Annotated in this window: 20 protein-coding genes; 6 read left to right on the top strand and 14 right to left on the bottom strand. The window is 72.7% G+C overall.

Features of this window, described 5'->3' with window-relative positions; translation table 11 throughout:
• The first annotated feature begins 12 nt into the window (after positions 1-12).
• Positions 13-2,163: an alpha/beta hydrolase gene (locus tag QQZ14_RS14465; protein WP_284535038.1), complete on the top strand. Its 2,151-nt coding sequence runs from the start codon at positions 13-15 to the stop codon at positions 2,161-2,163.
• 4 nt (positions 2,164-2,167) lie between these two features.
• Here the strand turns inward: QQZ14_RS14465 and QQZ14_RS14460 are convergent, their stop codons facing one another.
• The 3 genes from QQZ14_RS14460 to purS are packed head-to-tail and all read right to left on the bottom strand — an operon-like array spanning position 2,168 to position 3,560.
• Positions 2,168-2,614, bottom strand: a complete 447-nt coding sequence (locus QQZ14_RS14460; protein WP_284535037.1) for a DUF3817 domain-containing protein — start codon at positions 2,612-2,614, stop codon at positions 2,168-2,170.
• On the bottom strand, positions 2,611-3,279 hold the full coding sequence (purQ, locus tag QQZ14_RS14455; protein WP_284535036.1) for a phosphoribosylformylglycinamidine synthase subunit PurQ: 669 nt from the start codon (positions 3,277-3,279) through the stop codon (positions 2,611-2,613). The genes QQZ14_RS14460 and purQ overlap by 4 nt, the downstream gene beginning before the upstream one ends.
• Entirely contained in the window at positions 3,276-3,560 is a 285-nt protein-coding gene (purS, locus tag QQZ14_RS14450; protein ID WP_284535035.1) for a phosphoribosylformylglycinamidine synthase subunit PurS, read from the bottom strand. The genes purQ and purS overlap by 4 nt, the downstream gene beginning before the upstream one ends.
• 64 nt (positions 3,561-3,624) lie before the next feature.
• On the opposite strand from purS, the gene QQZ14_RS14445 reads away from it, so the two are divergent.
• Entirely contained in the window at positions 3,625-4,122 is a 498-nt protein-coding gene (locus QQZ14_RS14445) for a general stress protein (RefSeq protein ID WP_284535147.1), read from the top strand.
• A gap of 164 nt (positions 4,123-4,286) precedes the next feature.
• Here the strand turns inward: QQZ14_RS14445 and QQZ14_RS14440 are convergent, their stop codons facing one another.
• A complete protein-coding gene (locus QQZ14_RS14440; RefSeq protein WP_284535034.1) occupies positions 4,287-5,852 on the bottom strand; it encodes a long-chain-fatty-acid--CoA ligase in 1,566 nt (521 codons plus the stop codon).
• Positions 5,853-5,984: 132 nt separating this feature from the next.
• Between QQZ14_RS14440 and QQZ14_RS14435 the strand changes: the two genes are divergently transcribed.
• Positions 5,985-6,725: an SDR family NAD(P)-dependent oxidoreductase gene (locus QQZ14_RS14435; protein WP_284535033.1), complete on the top strand. Its 741-nt coding sequence runs from the start codon at positions 5,985-5,987 to the stop codon at positions 6,723-6,725.
• Between the two features lie 10 nt (positions 6,726-6,735).
• Here QQZ14_RS14435 and QQZ14_RS14430 read toward each other — a convergent pair whose 3' ends face one another.
• The 3 genes from QQZ14_RS14430 to QQZ14_RS14420 all read right to left on the bottom strand — a co-directional run bounded on the left by QQZ14_RS14430 (position 6,736) and on the right by QQZ14_RS14420 (position 8,827).
• The gene (locus QQZ14_RS14430) at positions 6,736-7,143 is read right to left on the bottom strand and encodes an SRPBCC family protein (protein ID WP_284535032.1); all 408 of its coding nucleotides are present in this window, start codon (positions 7,141-7,143) and stop codon (positions 6,736-6,738) included.
• Entirely contained in the window at positions 7,137-8,021 is an 885-nt protein-coding gene (locus QQZ14_RS14425) for a phosphoribosylaminoimidazolesuccinocarboxamide synthase (protein ID WP_284535031.1), read from the bottom strand. The genes QQZ14_RS14430 and QQZ14_RS14425 overlap by 7 nt, the downstream gene beginning before the upstream one ends.
• 230 nt (positions 8,022-8,251) lie before the next feature.
• Entirely contained in the window at positions 8,252-8,827 is a 576-nt protein-coding gene (locus tag QQZ14_RS14420; protein ID WP_284535030.1) for an antibiotic biosynthesis monooxygenase, read from the bottom strand.
• 61 nt (positions 8,828-8,888) lie between these two features.
• Here QQZ14_RS14420 and QQZ14_RS14415 point away from each other — a divergent pair, with 61 nt between their 5' ends.
• Positions 8,889-9,503, top strand: a complete 615-nt coding sequence (locus QQZ14_RS14415; protein ID WP_284535029.1) for a hypothetical protein — start codon at positions 8,889-8,891, stop codon at positions 9,501-9,503.
• A gap of 37 nt (positions 9,504-9,540) precedes the next feature.
• Here QQZ14_RS14415 and QQZ14_RS14410 read toward each other — a convergent pair whose 3' ends face one another.
• Positions 9,541-9,813, bottom strand: coding sequence for an acylphosphatase (locus tag QQZ14_RS14410; protein WP_284535028.1), 273 nt, complete (start codon positions 9,811-9,813; stop codon positions 9,541-9,543).
• A 31-nt stretch (positions 9,814-9,844) separates the two neighbouring features.
• Between QQZ14_RS14410 and QQZ14_RS14405 the strand changes: the two genes are divergently transcribed.
• On the top strand, positions 9,845-11,311 hold the full coding sequence (locus QQZ14_RS14405; RefSeq protein ID WP_284535027.1) for an MFS transporter: 1,467 nt from the start codon (positions 9,845-9,847) through the stop codon (positions 11,309-11,311).
• Here the strand turns inward: QQZ14_RS14405 and QQZ14_RS14400 are convergent.
• From QQZ14_RS14400 to QQZ14_RS14380, 5 genes are all read right to left on the bottom strand, one after another.
• Positions 11,281-12,312 (bottom strand): hypothetical protein, encoded by a 1,032-nt coding sequence (locus tag QQZ14_RS14400; RefSeq protein ID WP_284535026.1) that lies wholly within the window; start codon positions 12,310-12,312, stop codon positions 11,281-11,283. The genes QQZ14_RS14405 and QQZ14_RS14400 overlap by 31 nt on opposite strands.
• The gene (locus QQZ14_RS14395; RefSeq protein WP_284535025.1) at positions 12,309-12,878 is read right to left on the bottom strand and encodes an RNA polymerase sigma factor; all 570 of its coding nucleotides are present in this window, start codon (positions 12,876-12,878) and stop codon (positions 12,309-12,311) included. The genes QQZ14_RS14400 and QQZ14_RS14395 overlap by 4 nt, the downstream gene beginning before the upstream one ends.
• A gap of 44 nt (positions 12,879-12,922) precedes the next feature.
• Positions 12,923-14,362 (bottom strand): adenylosuccinate lyase, encoded by a 1,440-nt coding sequence (gene purB, locus QQZ14_RS14390; protein ID WP_284535024.1) that lies wholly within the window; start codon positions 14,360-14,362, stop codon positions 12,923-12,925.
• 151 nt (positions 14,363-14,513) lie between these two features.
• Positions 14,514-15,794: a phosphoribosylamine--glycine ligase gene (purD, locus tag QQZ14_RS14385; RefSeq protein WP_284535023.1), complete on the bottom strand. Its 1,281-nt coding sequence runs from the start codon at positions 15,792-15,794 to the stop codon at positions 14,514-14,516.
• Positions 15,795-15,800: 6 nt separating this feature from the next.
• Entirely contained in the window at positions 15,801-17,099 is a 1,299-nt protein-coding gene (locus QQZ14_RS14380; RefSeq protein ID WP_284535022.1) for an adenylosuccinate synthase, read from the bottom strand.
• Between the two features lie 131 nt (positions 17,100-17,230).
• Between QQZ14_RS14380 and QQZ14_RS14375 the strand changes: the two genes are divergently transcribed.
• The gene (locus QQZ14_RS14375) at positions 17,231-18,142 is read left to right on the top strand and encodes a diacylglycerol/lipid kinase family protein (protein WP_284535021.1); all 912 of its coding nucleotides are present in this window, start codon (positions 17,231-17,233) and stop codon (positions 18,140-18,142) included.
• A 5-nt stretch (positions 18,143-18,147) separates the two neighbouring features.
• Here QQZ14_RS14375 and QQZ14_RS14370 read toward each other — a convergent pair whose 3' ends face one another.
• Positions 18,148-19,422, bottom strand: coding sequence for a metallophosphoesterase family protein (locus QQZ14_RS14370; protein WP_284535020.1), 1,275 nt, complete (start codon positions 19,420-19,422; stop codon positions 18,148-18,150).
• Between the last annotated feature and the right edge of the window lie 76 nt (positions 19,423-19,498).

Here is a 19,498-nt window from a genome sequence, read left to right as displayed (position 1 = left end):
CCGGGAGCAGCGATGGACAGGTACGGCGACGCAGCAGACCACGCCAGCAGGGCACGGCTGCCCGACACGACGGGCACCGCCGAGCGCGACGGTGTCTGCTTGGCGTGGGCCTCCTACGGGCGCGGGCCGACCACGCTGGTGATGATGCCGACCTGGTCGATCGTGCCGTCCCGGGTGTGGAAGGCCCAGGTGCCGTACCTCGCGCGGCACTACCGGGTGATCACCTTCGACGGGCGCGGCAGCGGCGCCTCGAGCCGGCCGGTCGGTGCGGCGGCGTACACCAACGAGCAGTACGCCGCCGACACCGTGGCGGTCATGGACGCGGCCGGCGTGGACCGAGCCGTGCTCGTCTCGCTCTCGTGCGGGGGTGCGTACTCGGTCCACGTCGCGGCCGAGCGACCCGACCGGGTGCAGGGCCTCTTCGCGATCGCCCCGGCCTGCGGCTTCGACATCCCGGACGCGCACCGCGACGAGTTCGTCTGGGACGTGCGCCCTCCGCACGCCCGCGGCTGGGCGAAGTACAACCGGCACCACTGGCTCGAGGGAGGCTACGAGGACTTCCTGCACTTCTTCTTCGGCGAGATGTACCCCGAGCCGCACTCGACGAAGCAGATCGAGGACGCCGTCGCCTGGGGTCTCGACCTCTCCCCCGCGACGCTCGTCGACACCACCGCCGGACGGTTGGGCTGCGACGGCGCGACCTGCACCAGCCTGGAGCCGTTGTGCGCCCGGGTGCGCTGCCCGGTCACGGTCCTGCACGGAACCGAGGACCACATCCGTCCCCCGGCCATCGGGGCCCGGCTCGCCGAGCTCACCGGCGGGGCACTGGTGCTCGCGGAGGGCTGCGGGCACGGGCCGATGGCGCGCGACCCGGTCTTGGTCAACCACGAGATCCGGCGCTTCGTCGAGGCGGTCGCCCCGCAGCCGGCGACCCGGACCTGGATCCGGCCGGCGCGCCGCGGCAAGCGGGCGCTCTACCTCTCCTCACCGATCGGGCTGGGCCACGCACGGCGGGACCTCGCCGTGGCCGACGAGCTGCGCGCCCTGCACCCCGACCTCCGGATCGACTGGCTGGCCCAGGATCCCGTGACCCGGGTGCTCACCGACCGCGGGGAGCACGTCCACCCTGCCTCGCGGCACCTGGCCAACGAGTCCGGCCACGTCGAGCACGAGGCCGGCGAGCACGACCTGCACGCGTTCCAGGCGATCCGGCGCATGGACGAGATCCTGGTCAACAACTTCATGGTCTTCGACGAGCTGCTCGAGTGCGAGTCCTACGACCTGGTGATCGGCGACGAGGCCTGGGACGTGGACCACTTCCTCCACGAGAACCCCGAGCTGAAGCGCTCGGCGTACGCGTGGTTCACCGACTTCGTCGGCTGGCTGCCGATGCCGGAGGGCGGTGACCGGGAGGTCACGCTCACCGCCGACGTCAACGCGGAGATGATCGAGCAGCGCGCCCGGCACCCGTGGCTGCGCGACCGGTCGATCTTCGTCGGGGATCCGGAGGACGTCGTCACCGACCCGTTCGGGCCGGGCCTGCCGGGGATCCGCGAGTGGACCGAGGACACCTTCGACTTCGCCGGCTACGTCACCGGCTTCGACCCGGCCCGGTACGGCGAGGCAGAGGAGGCGCGCGCCCGCCTGGGCTACCACCCCGACGAGCGGGTCTGCGTGGTCACCGTGGGTGGCTCCGGCGTCGGGCTGCCCTTGCTGCGGCGGATCCTGGACGCCGTGCCCCTGGCCCGACGGCTGGCGCCCGACCTGCGCTTCGTCGTCGTCACCGGTCCGCGGATCGACCCCGGCGCGCTGCCGCGCCGTCGAGGCGCGACCGTCCGGGGCTATCTGCCCGACCTGGCGGCCCACCTCGCTGCCTGCGACGTCGCGGTGGTGCAGGGAGGGCTGACGACCTGCATGGAGCTGACCGCACTGCGCAAGCCGTTCCTCTACGTCCCGCTGCGGCGCCACTTCGAGCAGAACCTGCACGTTCGGCACCGGCTCGAGCGCTACCGTGCCGGCACCTGCGTCGACTACGCCGACGCCCTCGACCCGGGCGGTCTCGCGGAGGCGATCGTCAAGGAGCTCGGGCGCGACGTGGACTACCGGCCCGTCGAGACGGACGGCGCCGCGCGGGCTGCTCGCCTGCTCTCCGGCCTCCTGTAGCCCCTCAGCCGGCCGGCGGCCCGACGAGCAGCGCCACACCGGTCAGGGCACCGACCGCGACGAGCCCGGCGAGCGTGCCGTGCCGCGGGTTGCGCAACAGCCAGCCGGCGACCCGGTCCACCCGCCCGGCCGGCACGGAGGTCCGCAGCCGCCAGGTGTCGCCGAGACCGTGCCGGGCCTCGGCGTAGCGCTCGAAGAGCACGGTCGCGAACGGCGGCACCGACGCGGCCAGGCCGAGCAGCAGCCGGCGTACCGTCCAGCGCTGGTCCACGGCCACCAGGACCGTCGTCAGGCAGTAGGCCACGAACACGATGCCGTGCACCATGCCGAAGACCCGAACCCCGAGCTCGGTGGTCTCGGTGACGTACTTGAGGACCATGCCGCCGAGCAGCAGCGCCCAGGTCACCGCCTCGGCGAGCGCCAGCCGACGGAAGAGTCGCAGTGGGGTCACGCGAGCACACGCTCCACGAGGCTGGTGAAGAACCCGAGACCGTCGGTGCCGGGGCCGGTGAGCGACTCCACCGCGTGCTCGGGGTGCGGCATCAGTCCGACGACGTTGCCGCGCGCGTTGGTCACGCCCGCGATGTCGCGCAGCGAGCCGTTGGGGTTGCCGTCGAGGTAGCGCGCCACGACCTGGCCCTCCCCCTCGAGCCGGTCGAGGGTCTCGGCGTCGGCGACGAAGCCGCCCTCGCCGTTCTTGAGCGGGACGGTGATCTCGGCGCCCGGGGCGTACGACGAGGTCCACCGCGTGCTGGTGTTCTCGATGCGCAGCCGCTGGTCGCGGCACACGAACTTGCGGTGGTCGTTGCGGATCAGCGCACCCGGCAGCAGGTGGGACTCGCACAGGATCTGGAAGCCGTTGCAGATGCCGAGCACGGGCATCCCGCGACGCGCGGCCTCGATCACCTCCGCCATCACCGGGGAGAAGCGGGAGATCGCTCCGCAGCGCAGGTAGTCGCCGTACGAGAAGCCGCCCGGCAGGATCACCGCGTCGACGCCGCACAGGTCGTGGTCGCCGTGCCAGAGCGCGACCGCCTCGTGGTCGGCGACCCGGACCGCGCGCTGGGCGTCGACGTCGTCGAGGGAGCCGGGGAAGGTGACGACCCCGACCTTCACGACGCCGGCCCCGCGACCGTCTCCACGGCGTCCGGGGTGGTCTCGACGGAGACCGTGAAGTCCTCGATCACCGGGTTGGACAGCAGCGTCTCCGCCATCTGGCGGACCTGCTCGAGGACCTCGTCGGTGAGCTCACCGGCGACCTCGAGCTCGAACCGCTTGCCCTGGCGGACGTCGGTGACGCCGCTGAACCCCAGGCGGGGCAGGGCACCGAGGACGGCCTTGCCCTGGGGATCGAGGATCTCGGGCTTGGGCATGACATCGACGACTACGCGCGGCACGCCGCAAGTGTAGGGCGTCGTCACCGACGGTCCTGGGCGGCTGCGCCACACTGGACGCATGAGCATGCGCACCCCGATGCCGGGCGCCTCCCCGCTGAAGCTGGAGTTCCCCCAGTCCCTCGCCGTCTACGACGACTACGCGGCGGCCCAGAAGACCGTCGACTTCCTCTCCGACAACCACTTCCCGGTGCAGCACCTGATGATCGTCGGCACCGACCTCAAGCGGGTCGAGCGGATCACCGGCCGGCTCACCACCGGCCGGGTCGCCCTCGGCGGCGTGCTGTCGGGCCTGTGGCTCGGCCTGTTCGTGGGGTTGGTGTTCGCGATCTTCGTCGACGAGAACGCGGTCGCGATGATCGTGTCCACGATGCTGTTCGGCGCGGTCTTCGGGCTGATCTGGGCGCTGATCGGCTACGCCTTCACCCGCGGCCAGCGGGACTTCTCCTCGGTCACCCAGGTGGTCGCCACCAAGTACGAGGTGCTCGTCGAGCACAAGGTCGCCGCCCAGGCTCGCGAGCTGCTGGCCAAGCTGCCCGGGGCCCTGCCGGACCCGTTCGCGTAGGCGGGCCGTGGTGGTGGTTTCGAGGCTCGCAAGCTCGCACCTCAACCACCGACGTCGGTGGTTGAGGTGCGAGGGCCGCTAGGCCCGAGCCTCGAAACCACCCCAGCATCGGTGGTTGAGGTGCGAGGGCCGCTAGGCCCGAGCCTCGAAACCACCCCAGCGCGCTAGCTCAGCTCGCGCTTGAGGATCTTGCCGGTGGACGTCATCGGCAGCGAGTCGACGAACTCGACGTGGCGCGGGTACTTGTACGCCGCCATCTGCTCCTTGCCCCACGCGACCAGCTCGGCCTCGGTGATCTCGGCCCCCGGGGCCTTGATGACCACCGCCTTGATCTCCTCGCCGTGGCTCTCGTCCGGTACGCCGATCACCGCCGCCAGCGAGACGGCCGGGTGGGTGAGCAGCACCTCCTCGATCTCGCGGGGGTACACGTTGTAGCCGCCGCGGATGATCATGTCCTTGGAGCGGTCGACGATGTAGTACCAGCCGTCCTCGTCGCGGCGGGCCAGGTCGCCGGAGCGGAACCACCCGTCCTGGATGACCTCCTCGGTCGCCTCGGGCCGGTTGTAGTAGCCCTTCATGACGTTGTGGCCCTTGATCGCGATCTCGCCGATCTCGCCATGCTCACCAGGGCCCTCGACCTCCTGCCAGCGCGGGTCGATCAGCTTCATCTCGACGCCGGGGACCGGCAGCCCGATCGAGCCCGGGCGCGCGGGCTGGCCGTACCGGGAGAAGCTCGCCACGGGTGAGGTCTCGGAGAGCCCGTAGCCCTCGAGGATCGTGATGCCGAACCGCTTCTCGAACTCCTTGTGCACCTCGACCGGCAGCGCCGAGCCACCGGCGACGGCGACGCGGAGGTTGTCGCGCAGCGCCGAGACGTCGACGCCGTCCTCGAGGGCGCCGAGCAGGCCCCAGTACATCGTGGGGACGCCGGCGAAGAACGTGATCCTCTCCTTCAGCATCAGCTCCAGGGCGGCGTGCGCCTCGAAGCGCGGCAGCATCACCACGGTGCCGCCGTACGCGAACGCGCCGTTCTGGCAGACCGTCTGGCCGAAGGAGTGGAACAGCGGCAGCACGCACAGGTAGGTGTCGGGCTTGGCGGCCTCGGCGCCGAACAGCGGCTCGCCGAGCAGCGCGTTGTCGCGCATGTTGCGGTGCCGCAGCTCGGCGCCCTTGGGCTGGCCGGTGGTGCCGGACGTGTAGAGGATCACCGCGGTGTCGTCCTCGTCGGTGGCGACCGTCTCGAACGTCCCCGGCTGGCCGCCCATCGCCTGGGCCATCGTCTCGACACCTTCGATCGGCGACGGGTCGCCCAGGCCGGCGGTGATCACGAAGAAGTGCTCGCAGCCCTCGGTGGCGTTGAAGCCGGCGTGCCCGGCCTCGCCCATCGGCAGCTCCGGGGTGCCCTGGAAGCAGAAGTAGGCCTTCGCGTCCGAGTCGGCCAGGTGGTAACCGACCTCGCGGCCCTTGAGCAGCACGTTGAGCGGCACGACGGTGGCCCCGGCCTTGAGGATGCCGAAGTAGACCACGGTGAAGTACGGCAGGTTCGGGCACGTCAGCGCGACCTTGTCGCCCGGCCGGATCCCCCGCGAGACCAGCAGGTTGGCGACCATGTTGGCGAACGTGTCGACCTCGGCGTAGCTGAGCCGGGTGTCGCCGAGCACGATCGCGGTGCGGTCGGGGTAGGACGCGGCGCCGTCCTCGAGCAGGGTCGCCAGGTTGTACGTCGTCATGGGCGTGGCCTCCATCACTGCGGGGTGTGGACCAAACCTACTCACGGGTCACGTGGTCGATCACCACGGCACCGTCACGCCGGGTCCGATTCCCGCCGGACGCCCCGGCCCCCGGTCCCGCAGGCTCGTGCCATGACCACGATCGCTCTCATCACCGGGGCCACCCGCGGCCTCGGCCTCGCCACCGCCCGAGCCCTCGCCACCCACCCCGACCACGACGTGACCGTCCTCGTGGGCGCCCGACGCCTCGAGGACGGCGAGCGCGTCGCCGCCGACCTGCGGGCCGACGGCCACCGGGCCGAGGCCCTCCGGCTCGACGTGGAGGACCCCGCCGGCATCCGTACGGCGGCCCACCGCGTCGAGTGCGCCCACGGCCGGCTCGACGTGCTCGTCAACAACGCCGGCATCCTGCCCGAGGCGGTGACGCCGGCGGCCGAGGTCGTGGACCTGGGGCTGTTCCGGCAGACGTTCGACACGAACGTGTTCGGCGCCGTCGCCGTGCTCGAGGCGTTCCTGCCGCTGCTGCGCCGCAGCGACCGGCCCCGGATCGTCAACGTGTCCTCGACGATGGGCTCGCTGGCCGACCAGACCGACCCGGAGTCGCCGTACTACGGGACCGTGGTGCCGGCCTACCAGGCCTCCAAGGCGGCGCTCAACAGCGTCACGATCGCGCTGGCCAAGCAGCTCGCCGGCACCGGGCTGGTCGCGACGTCGGTATGCCCGGGGTTCGTGCGCACCGGGCTCGCCCCCGCGGCGGCCGACGCGCCGCTCAGCGCGGAGGAGGCGGCCCGGGTCGTCGTCGAGGCCGCGCTGGCACCGGAGGGCACGCCCAGCGGGCGGTTCGTCAGCCTCGCCGGCGCCGTCCCCTGGTGAGCGCGGCGGGTCAGCGGCGGAGCGCCCGCGCCGCGCGCCGCAGGTCGGAGCGGACCGCCCGCGGGGCGAGCACGCCCAGCGCCCGGGCCGGCACGGCGGCGAGGCCGCGGCCGGTCACCCGCATGGTGGCGACCACGTCGCAGCCGCCGGCGACCTCGGTGAAGTCGAGGGTCAGGACGGCGGCGAAGCCACGCCAGGTGCCCCGCTCCGACCAGCGCCGCGGCCGGTCCAGCTCGGTGGTCTCCATCAGCGGCCGCGGGCCGGGCCTGGTGACGTCGACCCAGGTCTGGCCGACCCGCACTTCGCCATCGACGTCCTCGACCCGGGCCAGGCTCGACTGCCACTCGGGACGGTTCCGCGGGTCCGCGAGGTAGTCGAAGGCGACCTCCCGGGCGACCGGGAACCGGACGGCTACCACCGTTCTCCGGTGAGCAGCTCGTAGGCCTCGACGTACCGGCTGCGGGTCCGCTCGACGACCTCGGGCGGCAGCGGCGGCGGCGCGTCGCCCGAGGCCCGGTCCCAGCCGGACTCCGGCGACAGCGCCCAGTTGCGCACGATCTGCTTGTCGTACGACGGCTGCGCGTGGCCGGGCGCCCACTCCGCGGCCGGCCAGAACCGCGAGGAGTCGGGCGTCAGCACCTCGTCGCCCAGGACCGTGGTGCCGTCGGGGCGGGCCCCGAACTCCAGCTTGGTGTCGGCCAGGATGATGCCCCGCTCACGGGCGATCGTCTCGGCGCGGCCGTAGACCCGCAGCGTCAGGTCGCGCAGCTCCGCGGCGCGCTCGGCGCCGACGGTGGCCGCGACCGCGTCGTACGAGACGTTCTCGTCGTGCTCGCCCAGCTCGGCCTTGGTCGCCGGGGTGAAGATCGGCTCGGGCAGCCGGCTGCCGTCGAGCAGCCCGTCGGGCAGCGCGATCCCGCAGACGGCGCCGGAGGCCTGGTAGTCCACCAGGCCCGAGCCGGTGAGGTAGCCGCGGGCGACGCACTCGACGGGGTACATGTCGAGGCGCCGGCACACCACAGCCCTCCCGCGCACGACGTCGGGGACGTCGGTGGAGAGCACGTGGTTGGGCACCAGGTCCGCGAGCTGGTCGAACCACCACAGCGACATCCGGGTGAGGATCTCGCCCTTGTCGGGGATCGTCGTGTCGAGCACGAAGTCGAAGATCGAGATCCGGTCGCTGGCGACCATCAGCAGGTCGCCGCCGGGCAGCTCGTAGAGGTCGCGCACCTTGCCGGAGTGCAGGTGCGTCGCGCCCGGGATCACCGGCGCGGTGGGGATGTTGAGGTCGGGCACACCCGCAGCCTAGGCGTGGTTTCGAGACGGTTGCTGCGCAACCTCCTCAACCACCGATGGCCACGGTGGTTGAGGTGCGAGCGCAGCGCTGGTCCCGAGGTGCGAGCCGAGCGCGCCTCGAAGGGGGCCCTCGAACCCTCCGCCGCCGAGCTCAGCAGCCGCCGCTGTCGTAGGTGACGTCCCAGTGGTTGCCCTCGTCGGCGACCGTGGCCGCCGCCAGTAGAAGGTCCCTAGCGGCGCCACGGCGGCGGCTCGCCGTGCAGCCACCACTCCAGCCGCCGGGTCACCCACGGCAGCGCGGCGTACGTCATCACCGGCGTCATCACCAGGACCGAGACCAGGACGCGCAGCGGCAGCGACCAGTCGCCGAGGTACTCGCGACCCACCCAGTTGACGACCAGGCTCAGCGGGAAGAACACCAGGAAGATCACGCCCATCTGCTTCCAGCGCGGCGGCGCCGGGGGCGCCGGCCGCAGGTCCTGCACGTCCTCGGCGACCGGCCGGTCGAACCAGCCCTCGATGCCGGTACGCCGCTCCACGCGCGACTCGCCCACCAGCCCCTGGGCGGCGCCGAGCCACCAGGCCCGCTGCGGCGAGGCCTCCCACGCGGCCAGCGACTCCTCGTCGGCGAACCGGTAGAGCATGTGCCACTCCTCGGAGTCCTTCGCCGGGCGGACCCAGCCGTGGCCGAGGAAACCGTCGAAGCGGCTGGCCAGGGCGGACCCGGCCCGGATCCAGGCCTGCATCTCGTCGCGGTGTCCCGGGGCGACGGTCCGCGTGATCGAGACGGTGACGGGGGCGCTCATATCGGTGATCGTCCGGGGGGCCGAGGTGTGTGCGCAAATCCCGGTTTGGCACAGTGACGCCATGCCGGAGTCTGCAGCCGAGATGTACGCACGGGTCCTCGCCGCCGCCGCGGACGGGCGACTGCCCACGCCGTCGATGAGCCAGTGGGACGTCTTCCCCTGGGAGGTCGTCGACGGGTCCCTCGCGCCCAAGGCGCTCACCGCGCCCGGCATCGAGCAGCCGCGGATCGGTGAACCGGGCGGCGCCCCGTGCGGCGCCTGCGAGGGGTTCGCGCCGGAGAGCGTCGTGTGGGAGGACGAGCACTGGGTCCTCACGACCTCCCAGGAGCCCACCGGCCTCCCGGTCGTGCTGATCCTGTGGACCCGCGAGCACCTCGACGTCGGCGACTTCGACGACGAGCACGCCGCCGAGCTCGGCCGGATCGCCAACCGCCTCGTGCGGATCATCGAGGCGATGCCGGGCATCGGTCGGGTGCACGTCAACCGCTGGGGCGACGGGTCCTCGCACTCCCACGTGTGGTTCTTCGCCCGGCCCGCGGGGTTCGCGCAGATCAAGGGCTCCCACGCCGTCGACTGGGACGACATCCTGCCGCCGGTCCCCGACGACGTGCGCCGTGCCGACCTGCACGCGATCGCGACCAAGCTCGCCAACTGGGGTGGCACCGCCCGCGTCTGACGGAGCAGCTGGTTTCGAGGCTCGCTTCGCTCGCACCTCAACCAGCGGTGCGGAAGGACCTGAGCCCCTGGTCGTCGGCGTCGCGCACGTCGACCCGCTCGACGTACGCCATCCGCGGGCCCTCGTGGCACCAGCGCACGAACGCGTCGACCGCGCCAGGGTCGCCCTCGACATGGGCGGCGACCGACCCGTCGGGCTCGTTGCGCACCCAGCCGGCGACGCCGAGGCGGGCCGCCTCGCGCTCGGCGTAGTAGCGGAACGACACGCCCTGGACCCGACCGGTCACCGTGAGATCGACGGACCTGCGCATGCGCCCATCATCGCTCGGGCAAGGTGGTGGGGTGAGTGAGCACGCCGTCGCGCCGCCCGACGGGGAGGAGGAGCCGGCGTACGAGCCGCACCCCCACCGCTGGCGCATCCTCGGCGTCTCCCTCGTCGTCGGCTTCATGGCGCTGCTCGACGTCTCGATCGTCAACGTCGCGATCCCCTCGATGCGCACCGGCCTCGACACGTCCGCCGGCACCGTCCAGTGGGTGGTGTCCGGCTATGCGCTCGCGTTCGGCCTCACGCTGGTCGCGGGCGGCCGCCTCGGCGACGCCTACGGCCGGCGGCGGATGATGCTGATCGGGCTCGTGTGCTTCGTGGCCTCGAGCATCGCGGTCGGGTTCGCCCCCAACATCGAGACCGTGATCGCGGCCCGGCTGCTCCAGGGAGCGTCGGCCGGCGTGCTGACGCCGCAGAACTCCGGGCTGATCCAGCAGCTGTTCCGCGGGCGGGAGCGGGCCCGGGCGTTCGGGGTGTTCGGGTTCACCGTGTCGGTGTCCTCGGCCACCGGGCCGGTGCTCGGCGGGCTGATCATCGCGCTCGCCGGCGCGGACGACGGCTGGCGCTGGCTGTTCTGGGTGAACGCCCCGATCGGGCTGGTCGCGATGGTGGCGGTCGCGCGGCTGGTGCCGCGCCGGCCGGCGTCGAGCGGTCCGGCCGGCACCCGCATCGACGTGCCCGGCGCGCTGCTGCTGGGCGCGGCGGTGCTGTGCCTGCTCTACCCGGTCGTCAGCGTCGAGGGCGGGGCGCGGCTGCCGCTGGCGCTGCTCGCCGGCGTCCCCCTGTTCGCGTGGGGCTTCGTGCGCTGGGAACGGCGTACGGCGCGGCGCGGCCGCGCGCCGCTGCTCGACATCGCGCTGCTGCGCCGGCTGCCCGGCTACCTCAACGGGCTGGTGGTCGGGGCGCTGTACTTCACCGGGTTCACCGGGCTGCTGCTGGTGTTCTCGATCTACCTGCAGGACGGCCTCGGCCACACGCCGCTCGAGGCGGGGCTGCTGATCATCCCGTTCGCGCTCGGGTCGGCGATCAGCGCACCGATCGCCGGGCGGTACGTCTCCGACGCCGGGCGCCGGCTGACCGTCGGAGCGCTGGTCGCGATGATCGGCGGCGTCCTGCTGCTCGCCCTGCTGGTGCCGGGCCGGGACCCGCTGTGGCCGTGGCTGGTCCCGACCCTGCTGCTCACCGGGCTCGGCGGCGGCGCGGTCGTCTCACCGAACATCACGCTGACACTGACCGAGGTGCCGCCCCGGATGGGCGGCGCTGCGGGCGGCGCGCTGCAGACCGGCCAGCGGATCGGCGCCTCGATCGGGGCCGCCGTACTCGTCACCGTCTATCAGGTGACCGTCGACAGCAGCTCCGACGGCACCGCGCTCCGGGCCGCGCTGCTGACCGCGGTCGTGCTGCTCTCGGCCGCCCTGCTGATGGCGATCCGCGCGCTGCGCGACGAGCGGGCTCAGCCCTCGCAGCCGAGCCCCTCGGCGTAGCCCTCGGGCACCTGGCCACGGGCCACCTGGTCGGCGTAGTCGTAGACGACCTCGGCGTAGTCGCCGCGCTCCTCCATGTCCTGCAGCACCGGCCAGTCGCGCGCCGTCGCGAGGGCCGCCGCGGCCCGGTCCATGCGCTGCTGGTCGCCGGCGCTGTGCGCCTCGTCGAAGTCGGCGAGCCACTCGCAGGCGACGGCCCCGGCGACGTCGGCACCGAGGTGGTAGGGGTCGTTCTGGTCGGAGCTGAACCCGACGCGCTGGCTGCCCGGCGGGATCACCGGGTCGAGGTGCTCGCCGATCCCGTCGATGATCTGCTGGATCGCGGCGTCACGCTCGCTCCCGTCGACGTACGACGCGGGCATCGCGGCCTCGAACGCGTGCTCGTCGACCAGGCGCAGCTGCCCGAGGAGCGCGACGTACGCCGCCTCGTCCATGCCGTCGCCACGCGCCTCGATCCAGTGGCCCGCCTCGGGCTCGCGGATCGCGGTGTGGTCGAGGTCGCTGTACGCCCACATCTGCGCGCCCAGGCCGAGCACCTCGACAGGCTCGCCGTCGCTCGGCGGGTCGGTGATGTGCCGGCGGTCCTCGACGTAGTCGGCGTAGCTGTCGGCGGGGTACCAGTTGATCTCGAAGGACAGGTCGCCGTTGACGTAGGAGAGCTCGCCGCCGCGGGAGTCGGTGTAGACGTTGTCGACGGTCCACCCGGGCGCGTCGAGGACCGCGCGGAAGCTCGTCTCCGGGCCCGGGGCGGTCGCCACCTGGCCGGTGCGGTCGTCGCCGGACGGCCCGAACCCGCTGCCCCACCACGCTCCGAACCCGACCAGGAGCGCCACGGCGGCGGCGACCGCCGTCGGGACCAGCCAGCGGCTGCGTCGGCGGTCCGCTGTCGCCACCGGGCGGTCGTCGAGGACGGGAGTGCTCATGATCTCCTCCAGGAGCTCGGCCCGCCCGAGCGAGAGCGGCAGGCCGGCGACGGTCTCGTCGCTGAGGTGGTGGTTCATGGCCGCTCCTTCCGGGTGAGCTGCGGGTGTCTGGAGGGGTCATGTCCGGGCGGGCCGGGATCGTTGCCGGGGTCCTCGCCGAGCAGGTCCCGCAGCCTCGCGCGGGCGCGGGAGAGCCGTGGTCGCACCACGACCGTGGTCAGCCCGAGCACCTCCGCGATCTCGCGGGGCTCGAGGCCCTCCCACAGGTGCAGCTCGAGGACCTCCTGGTCGCGGGCGCTGAGCCGGCGCATCGCCGCGGTCACGTCGGCGCGCTGCACCACGCCGTCGCTGACGTCCGGCACCGCCGCGGCCAGCTCGCGGCGCAGCCGCTCGCCCAGGTGGGTGCGCCGGCGGTCGCCGCGCCGGTGGTTGGCCAGCACGCGCCGGGCAACGCCGTACATCCAGGGGCGTGCCTCGTCGCCCGCGGGCACGTGCGCGAGGCGCCGCCAGACCACCAGGAACGTGTCGGCGGTGACGTCGCCGGCGTCCTCGGGACGATCGGTGCGGCGCAGCGCGAAGCCGAGGACCGCGTCGAAGTGCTCCGCGTAGAGCCGTCGGAAGGTCTCCTCGCGGCCGTCCGTCATGCCTTGCTCATGTCCGGCACCCGCCCGAGCGTTGCAGACGACTTCTAGAGGATGTCGCCGGGCGAGTACGCCGCAGCCACGGGGTGCCGGGCGGCCACCTCGGCGACCCGGCGTACGACCTCCTGCACCTGCGCGACCGCGGCCCCGGTGAACGTGATCGGCTCGGCCACCAGCGACGCCAGCTGGGCCTCGGTCAGCCCGAGGCGGGCGTCGGCGGCCAGCCGGGCGAACACGTCGTTGTCGGCCTGGCCGCGGCGCATGTCGAGCGCCGTGCCGACCGCGGCCTCCTTGATCGCCTCGTGGGCGGACTCGCGGCCCACGCCGTTGCGGACCGCGGCCATCAGGACCTTGGTGGTGGCCAGGAACGGCAGGTAGCGGTCGAGCTCGCGCTGGATGACCGCGGGGAACGCGCCGAACTCCTCGAGCACGGTGAGGAAAGTCTGGAACAGCCCGTCGGCGGCGAAGAACGCGTCGGGCAGCGCCACCCGTCGTACGACGGAGTCGGACACGTCGCCCTCGTTCCACTGGTCGCCGGCGAGCTCGCCGATCATCGAGAGGTGGCCGCGGAGCACGACCGCGAGGCCGTTGACGCGCTCGCAGGAGCGGCTGTTCATCTTGTGCGGCATCGCCGACGAGCCGACCTGGCCCTCCTTGAAGCCCTCGGTGACCAGCTCGTTGCCGGCCATGAGCCGGACCGTGGTGGCGAGGTTGGACGGCCCGGCCACGAGCTGGACCAGGCTGGAGACCACGTCGAAGTCCAGCGAGCGCGGGTAGACCTGGCCGACGCTGGTCAGCACCCGGTCGAAGCCGAGGTGCGCGGCGACCCGCTCCTCGAGCTCGGCCAGCTTGGCGTCATCGCCGTCGAGCAGGTCGAGCATGTCCTGGGCGGTGCCCATCGGGCCCTTGATGCCGCGCAGCGGGTAGCGGGCCAGCAGCTCCTCGACCCGGTCGAGCGCGATCAGCATCTCGTCGGCCACGGTCGCGAACCGCTTGCCGAGCGTCGTCGCCTGCGCGGCGACGTTGTGGCTGCGGCCGGCCATCACGGTGGCCTCGTGCTCGGCAGCGAGCCGGGCCAGGCGCGCGAGCGTGGCCACGGCGCGGTCCCGGACCAGCGCGAGCGACTGGCGGATCTGCAGCTGCTCGACGTTCTCGGTGAGGTCGCGCGAGGTCATGCCCCTGTGAACGAACTGCAGAGTGATGTGCTCGTGGCCGGCCTGCGCCACGGAGTTGAACTCCTCGATCCGCGCCTTCACGTCGTGGCGGGTGACCCGCTCACGGGCGGCGATCGACTCCAGGTCGACCTTCTCGACGACCTCGCGGTAGGCCTCGACCACGCCGTCGGGCACGTCGATCCCGAGGTCGCGCTGCGCCTCCAGCACCGCGATCCACAGCCGTCGCTCCAGCACGATCTTGTGCTCGGGGGACCAGATGTGGGCCAGCTCGGCCGACGCGTAGCGGGTGGCCAGGACGTTGGGGACGGTCACGGAGGGTGATTCTCCCACGCCCGTTGAGTCGGGACCTCCGCACGTTGATTCGTCACTTCTGCGCGTTGAGTCGGGAGTTCCGGCCGCGTCCCGGACCGGAAGTCCGGACTCGACCGTCACAAGTCACGACTCAACCGTCACAAGTCACGACTCAACGGAGCGAGGCGCCCTCGACCACACCGAGGGGCTCGGCGGCGATGTCGCTGCGGCGCTGGAGGCCGGGGAAGGCGATCAGGTCGGCGGCGGCGTACGCCGTACGACGGGCCGCGGCGACGTCGGTCCCGACGGCCCGGACGGCCAGCACCCGGCCGCCGGCGGTGACCAGGTCGCCGCCGGAGAGCGCGGTCCCGGCGTGGATGACGTCGACCCCGTCCTCCTGCCCGGCCCGGTCGACGCCGGTGATGACGTCGCCCTTCGAGGAGCTCTCGGGATAGCCGGCCGAGGCGAGCACGACCGTGACCGAGGCGCCGTCGCGGAACACCGGGGCGGGCACGTCGGCGAGCCGTCCGTCCGCGGCGGCGGCGAGCAGCCCGCCGAGGGGGGACTCCAGCAGCGCCAGCACCGGCTGGATGTCCGGGTCGCCGAGGCGGACGTTGAACTCGATGACCCGCGGCCCCGAGTCGGTCAGCGCGAGCCCGACGTACAGGCAGCCGACGAAGGGCGTGCCGCGGCGGCCCATCTCCGCCAGCGTCGGCCGGACGACGGTCTCGAGGACGAGGTCGGCGAGGTCGGGCTGCGCCCAGGTCAGCGGGCTGTAGGAGCCCATGCCGCCGGTGTTCGGCCCGCGGCCGCCGTCGAAGATCCGCTTGAAGTCCTGCGCGGGCTGCAGGGCGTACGCCGTGGCCCCGTCGCAGATCGCGAACACGGACACCTCGGGGCCGTCGAGGAACTCCTCCACCACGACCCGGTGACCCCCTGATGACATGCAGAGTGCTGCGTGGGCCAGCGCCTCGCCCCGGTCGCGGGTGACGACGACGCCCTTGCCCGCGGCGAGCGCGTCGTCCTTGACCACGAACGGGGGGCCGAACGCGTCCAGCGCGGCCGCCACCTCGTCCGGGGTCGTGCAGGTGCGCGATCCCGCGGTCGGCACCCCGGCGGCCGCCATCACGTCCTTGGAGAACGCCTTGGAGCCCTCGAGCTGCGCGGCGGCCCGCGACGGGCCGAAGACCGCGATGCCGCGCGCGCGCACGGCGTCGGCGACGCCCGCCACCAGCGGCGCCTCGGGGCCGACGACCACGAGGTCCACCCCGAGCGCGACGGCCAGGTCCGCGATCGCCGTACCGGACATCGGGTCGACGTCGTGCAGGGTCGCGACGTCGGCGATGCCGGGGTTGCCGGGCGCAGCGTGCACCTCGGTCACCGCAGGGTCGAGGGAGAGCGAGATGGCCACCGCGTGCTCGCGGCCGCCGGTGCCGATGACGAGGGTCTTCACGGCGCCTCAGATCAGGTCGTGGATGGTGATGGTCGCGTCGCGGGACGGGCCGACCCCGACCACCGAGATGCGGGAGCCGGACATCTCCTCGACCGCCTTGACGTAGGCCTGGGCGTTGGCCGGGAGGTCGGCGAACGTCCGGGCCTCGGAGATGTCCTCCCACCAGCCGGGGAGGTACTCGTAGATCGGCACCGCGTGGTGGAAGTCGGTCTGGTTGACCGGCATCTCGTCGTGGCGCACCCCGCCGACGTCGTACGCGACGCACACCGGCACCTGCTCGAGCCCGGTGAGCACGTCGAGCTTGGTGAGCACGAAGTCGGTGACCCCGTTGACCCGGGCGGCGTAGCGCGCGATCACGGCGTCGTACCACCCGCACCGGCGCGGCCGGCCCGTGGTCGTGCCGTACTCGGCGCCGACCTTGCGCAGATGCTCACCGGCATCGTCGTGCAGCTCGGTGGGGAACGGGCCCTCGCCGACGCGGGTGGTGTAGGCCTTGACGATGCCGATGACCTGGTCGAGGCGGCGCGGCGGGATGCCGGAGCCGGTGCAGGCCCCGCCGGCGGTCGCGGAGGACGACGTCACGAACGGGTAGGTGCCGTGGTCGACGTCGAGCAGCGTGGCCTGGCCGGCCTCGAGCAGCACGGTCTCGCCACGGTCGAGCGCCTCGTTGAGCAGCAGCCCGGTGTCGCAGACCATCGGCCGGAGCCGGTCGGCGAACGCCAGCAGCTCCTCGACGGTGGCCTCGACGGTGACGGCGCGGCGGTTGTAGATCTTGGTGAGGATCTGGTTCTTCAGGTCCAGGACGCCCTCGACCTTCTGGGTGAGGATCTTCTCGTCGAAGATGTCCTGGACCCGGATGCCGATGCGGTTCATCTTGTCGGCGTACGTCGGACCGATGCCGCGTCCGGTGGTGCCGATGCGCCGGGAGCCGAGGAAGCGCTCGGTGACCTTGTCGACCGTGCGGTTGTAGTCGGCGATCACGTGCGCGTTGGCGCTCACCTTGAGCCGGCTGATGTCGACGCCCCGGGCGTCGAGCGCCTCCAGCTCCTCGAACAGCACGGCCAGGTCGATGACGACGCCGTTGCCGATGACCGGCGTGCATCCCGGCGTGAGGATGCCGCTGGGCAGCAGGTGCAGGGCGTACTTCTCGCTGCTCCCGTCGGGCTGGCCGATGACGACCGTGTGGCCGGCGTTGTTGCCGCCGTTGAACTTCACGACGTAGTCGACGCTGGTGCCGAGGAGGTCGGTCGCCTTGCCCTTCCCCTCGTCGCCCCACTGGGCACCGATGATGGCGATCGCGGGCATGTCGCTCCTAGCGGTGGCCCGAACGTGGGCCACGAAAAGAAACAGCTCCGGCACAAGGCACCGGAGCTCTTGCGGCCACACGCTACCAAAGCCGGACCCGCGGCTTCGAGGCCTCGGATAGTGTCCGCGAGGTGGACCCCCTCCTCGTGATCACCAACAGTGAGGCCGGCACCTCCGACGAGGAGACGCTGGCGGCCGCACTCGCCGCGCTCCGTGAGCAGGCCTCGGTCGAGGTGGCGGCCACCGCCAACCCGGGCGAGCTGGACGGCGTCCTGCATCGCGCCGGGTCGCGCCGGATCGTGGTCGCGGGCGGCGACGGGAGCCTGCACGCGGTGATCGCGGCGCTGCACCGGCGCCACGAGCTGGCCGGCCGGGTCCTCGGGCTGCTCCCGCTCGGGACCGGCAACGACTTCGCCCGTGGGACCGGCATCCCCCTCGACATCGAGGAGGCGGCCCGGGTCGTGCTCCGCGACCGGCCGAAGCGGATGGACCTGGTCGTCGACGAGGTCGGCGAGGTGGTGGTCAACAGCGTGCACGTCGGCGCGGGCGCCAACGCCAGCCGCCGCGGCCAGCGCTGGAAGGACCGGCTGCACGCCGTGGGCGTCGGCGACGTCAACCTCGGCAAGCTCGGCTACCCCATCGGCGCGGCGCTGACGGCCTGGAACCCACCGATCATCCGGGTCCGGATCGAGGTCGACGGCGTCGTGGTCAACGACCTGGACCACCCGGTGCTGATGGCGGCGATCGGCAACGGCTCGTCGGTCGGCGGCGGCGCCGAGCTCACCCCCGACGCCGACCCGGGCGACGGCCGGGTCGACGTGATGGTCTCCCGGTCGGTGGGGCCGCTGGCCCGGCTGCTGTACGCCGCCCGCCTCGGCCTCGGCACGCACCCCGAGCGCGACGACGTCACCTACCTGCGGGGCAGCACGGTCTCGGTGTCCGGCGGTCCGTTCTGGTGCAGCGCCGACGGCGAGATCTACGGCCCCGAGCGGCGCCGCACCTGGCGGGTCGAGCCCGGCGCCTACTCGCTGCTGGTGCCCTGACCGGGTCAGCGGTGGTACGGCGCGAGCTTGCCCGTCCCGCGCAGCACCCGGCCGTCGCTGGTCAGCGTCAGCGTGCCGACCGAGTGGCTGCCCGGGTGCAGCTCGTTGACGCCCTTGGTGCGGTAGGCGCCCAGCTGCCAGAGCTGGGGCCCCCGGCCTCGCGTGTAGTCGAACTCGCGGACGTCCAGGGCCATCCGCCGGCCGTAGACGCGGCCGGTCATGTAGGTCGCCTCGCCCTTGTAGAGCAGCCCCCCGGTCGAGACCTGGGTGACGCCACCGGCCCGCCGGAACGTGGTGTCGTGCACCTCGCCGCAGAGGTACATGTCGACGCCGTACTTCGCGAAGAGCTGCCACACCTCCGAGCGCGTCCCGTGCTCCAGCTCCAGGCCGCTCGAGCTGCGGGTGCGCACCGGCTCCGCGATCGGCGTGTGCCCCTGCACGATGATCCACTTGGTGCCCTGCTCCTTCGCCGCGCGCAGCACGTGCTCCAGCCAGCGGAGCTGGCCGCCGACGACCTCGACGCGGATCCCGTCGGGGGTCTGGTGGAACACGTCCAGGGTCACCAGCAGGATGTCGGGTGAGAGGTGGACGGAGTAGGCGGTGCCCTCCCACGGGGTGCCGCGCGGCCGGCTGCGGTAGCGGTGCGCGCCGCTCGGGCGGTCGGTGAAGTGGTGGGCGAAGATCCGCTTCATGGCCGGGATCTGGCTGCGCTTGAACCGCATCTTGCTGCTGCTGCCCGACCACGGGTTGTCCCCGATGTCGTGGTCGCCCACGGCGGCGTGGACGACGAGGTCCCGGTCGGCGAAGCGCTGCGCCCACACGTCCTCGTAGAAGTTGCCGGCATTGCGGAGCATGTGGCTCTTCTGGGCGGGCGTGCGGGACGGGCCGAAGATGCCGGTGTGGTCGATGTCGGAGAACCAGTGGCCCTCCACCAGGTCTCCCGTGACCAGCACGGAGCTGGGTCGCTGTGCCTTGATCTCGTCGAGGAACACGTCGATGCTCGTCTGCAGCCGCTGCGTCCACGAGTTGGGCTCGCCGGGGTCCCAGCCCGGCCGGGAGGTCACGTCGCCGACGTCCTGGTTGAGGAAGTCGGGGGCCGCGACGAATGTGTAGTCGGCGCCGGCGCGCGGGTGCGGTTCGGGGGCCGGGATGCGGGTGCTCGCCTGGGCGCTCGACAGGGTGCTCGACGCCGTGGTCAGGGCGACGGGAGCCGCCGGGCCGGGGGTGCAGGCCGCCAGCGTGGCCAGGACGAGCGCCCCGGCGACGCTCAGCGCCACCATCCTCGGATCAGGCTTCCGGACTCGCCCGGCCAGTTTCATGCGGTCCCCGTCTCGCATCGCGGTCGGTCAACGTCTT

It is taken from the genome of Nocardioides sp. T2.26MG-1, assembly GCF_950101795.1.
Lineage (GTDB): Bacteria > Actinomycetota > Actinomycetes > Propionibacteriales > Nocardioidaceae > Nocardioides.
This window is presented reverse-complemented; position numbering and strand designations above follow the sequence as displayed.

Bases quoted from the DNA above. Each gene is read 5' to 3' on its own strand.
- QQZ14_RS14435 (WP_284535033.1), top strand. From the start codon at position 5,985: ATGACCACGATCGCTCTCATCACCGGGGCCACCCGCGGCCTCGGCCTC.
- QQZ14_RS14410 (WP_284535028.1), bottom strand. From the start codon at position 9,813: ATGCGCAGGTCCGTCGATCTCACGGTGACCGGTCGGGTCCAGGGCGTG.
- QQZ14_RS14395 (WP_284535025.1), bottom strand. From the start codon at position 12,878: ATGACGGACGGCCGCGAGGAGACCTTCCGACGGCTCTACGCGGAGCAC.
- QQZ14_RS14445 (WP_284535147.1), top strand. From the start codon at position 3,625: ATGCGCACCCCGATGCCGGGCGCCTCCCCGCTGAAGCTGGAGTTCCCC.
- QQZ14_RS14415 (WP_284535029.1), top strand. From the start codon at position 8,889: ATGCCGGAGTCTGCAGCCGAGATGTACGCACGGGTCCTCGCCGCCGCC.
- QQZ14_RS14400 (WP_284535026.1), bottom strand. From the start codon at position 12,312: ATGAACCACCACCTCAGCGACGAGACCGTCGCCGGCCTGCCGCTCTCG.
- QQZ14_RS14465 (WP_284535038.1), top strand. From the start codon at position 13: ATGGACAGGTACGGCGACGCAGCAGACCACGCCAGCAGGGCACGGCTG.
- QQZ14_RS14420 (WP_284535030.1), bottom strand. From the start codon at position 8,827: ATGAGCGCCCCCGTCACCGTCTCGATCACGCGGACCGTCGCCCCGGGA.
- QQZ14_RS14380 (WP_284535022.1), bottom strand. From the start codon at position 17,099: ATGCCCGCGATCGCCATCATCGGTGCCCAGTGGGGCGACGAGGGGAAG.
- QQZ14_RS14440 (WP_284535034.1), bottom strand. From the start codon at position 5,852: ATGACGACGTACAACCTGGCGACCCTGCTCGAGGACGGCGCCGCGTCC.
- QQZ14_RS14370 (WP_284535020.1), bottom strand. From the start codon at position 19,422: ATGGTGGCGCTGAGCGTCGCCGGGGCGCTCGTCCTGGCCACGCTGGCG.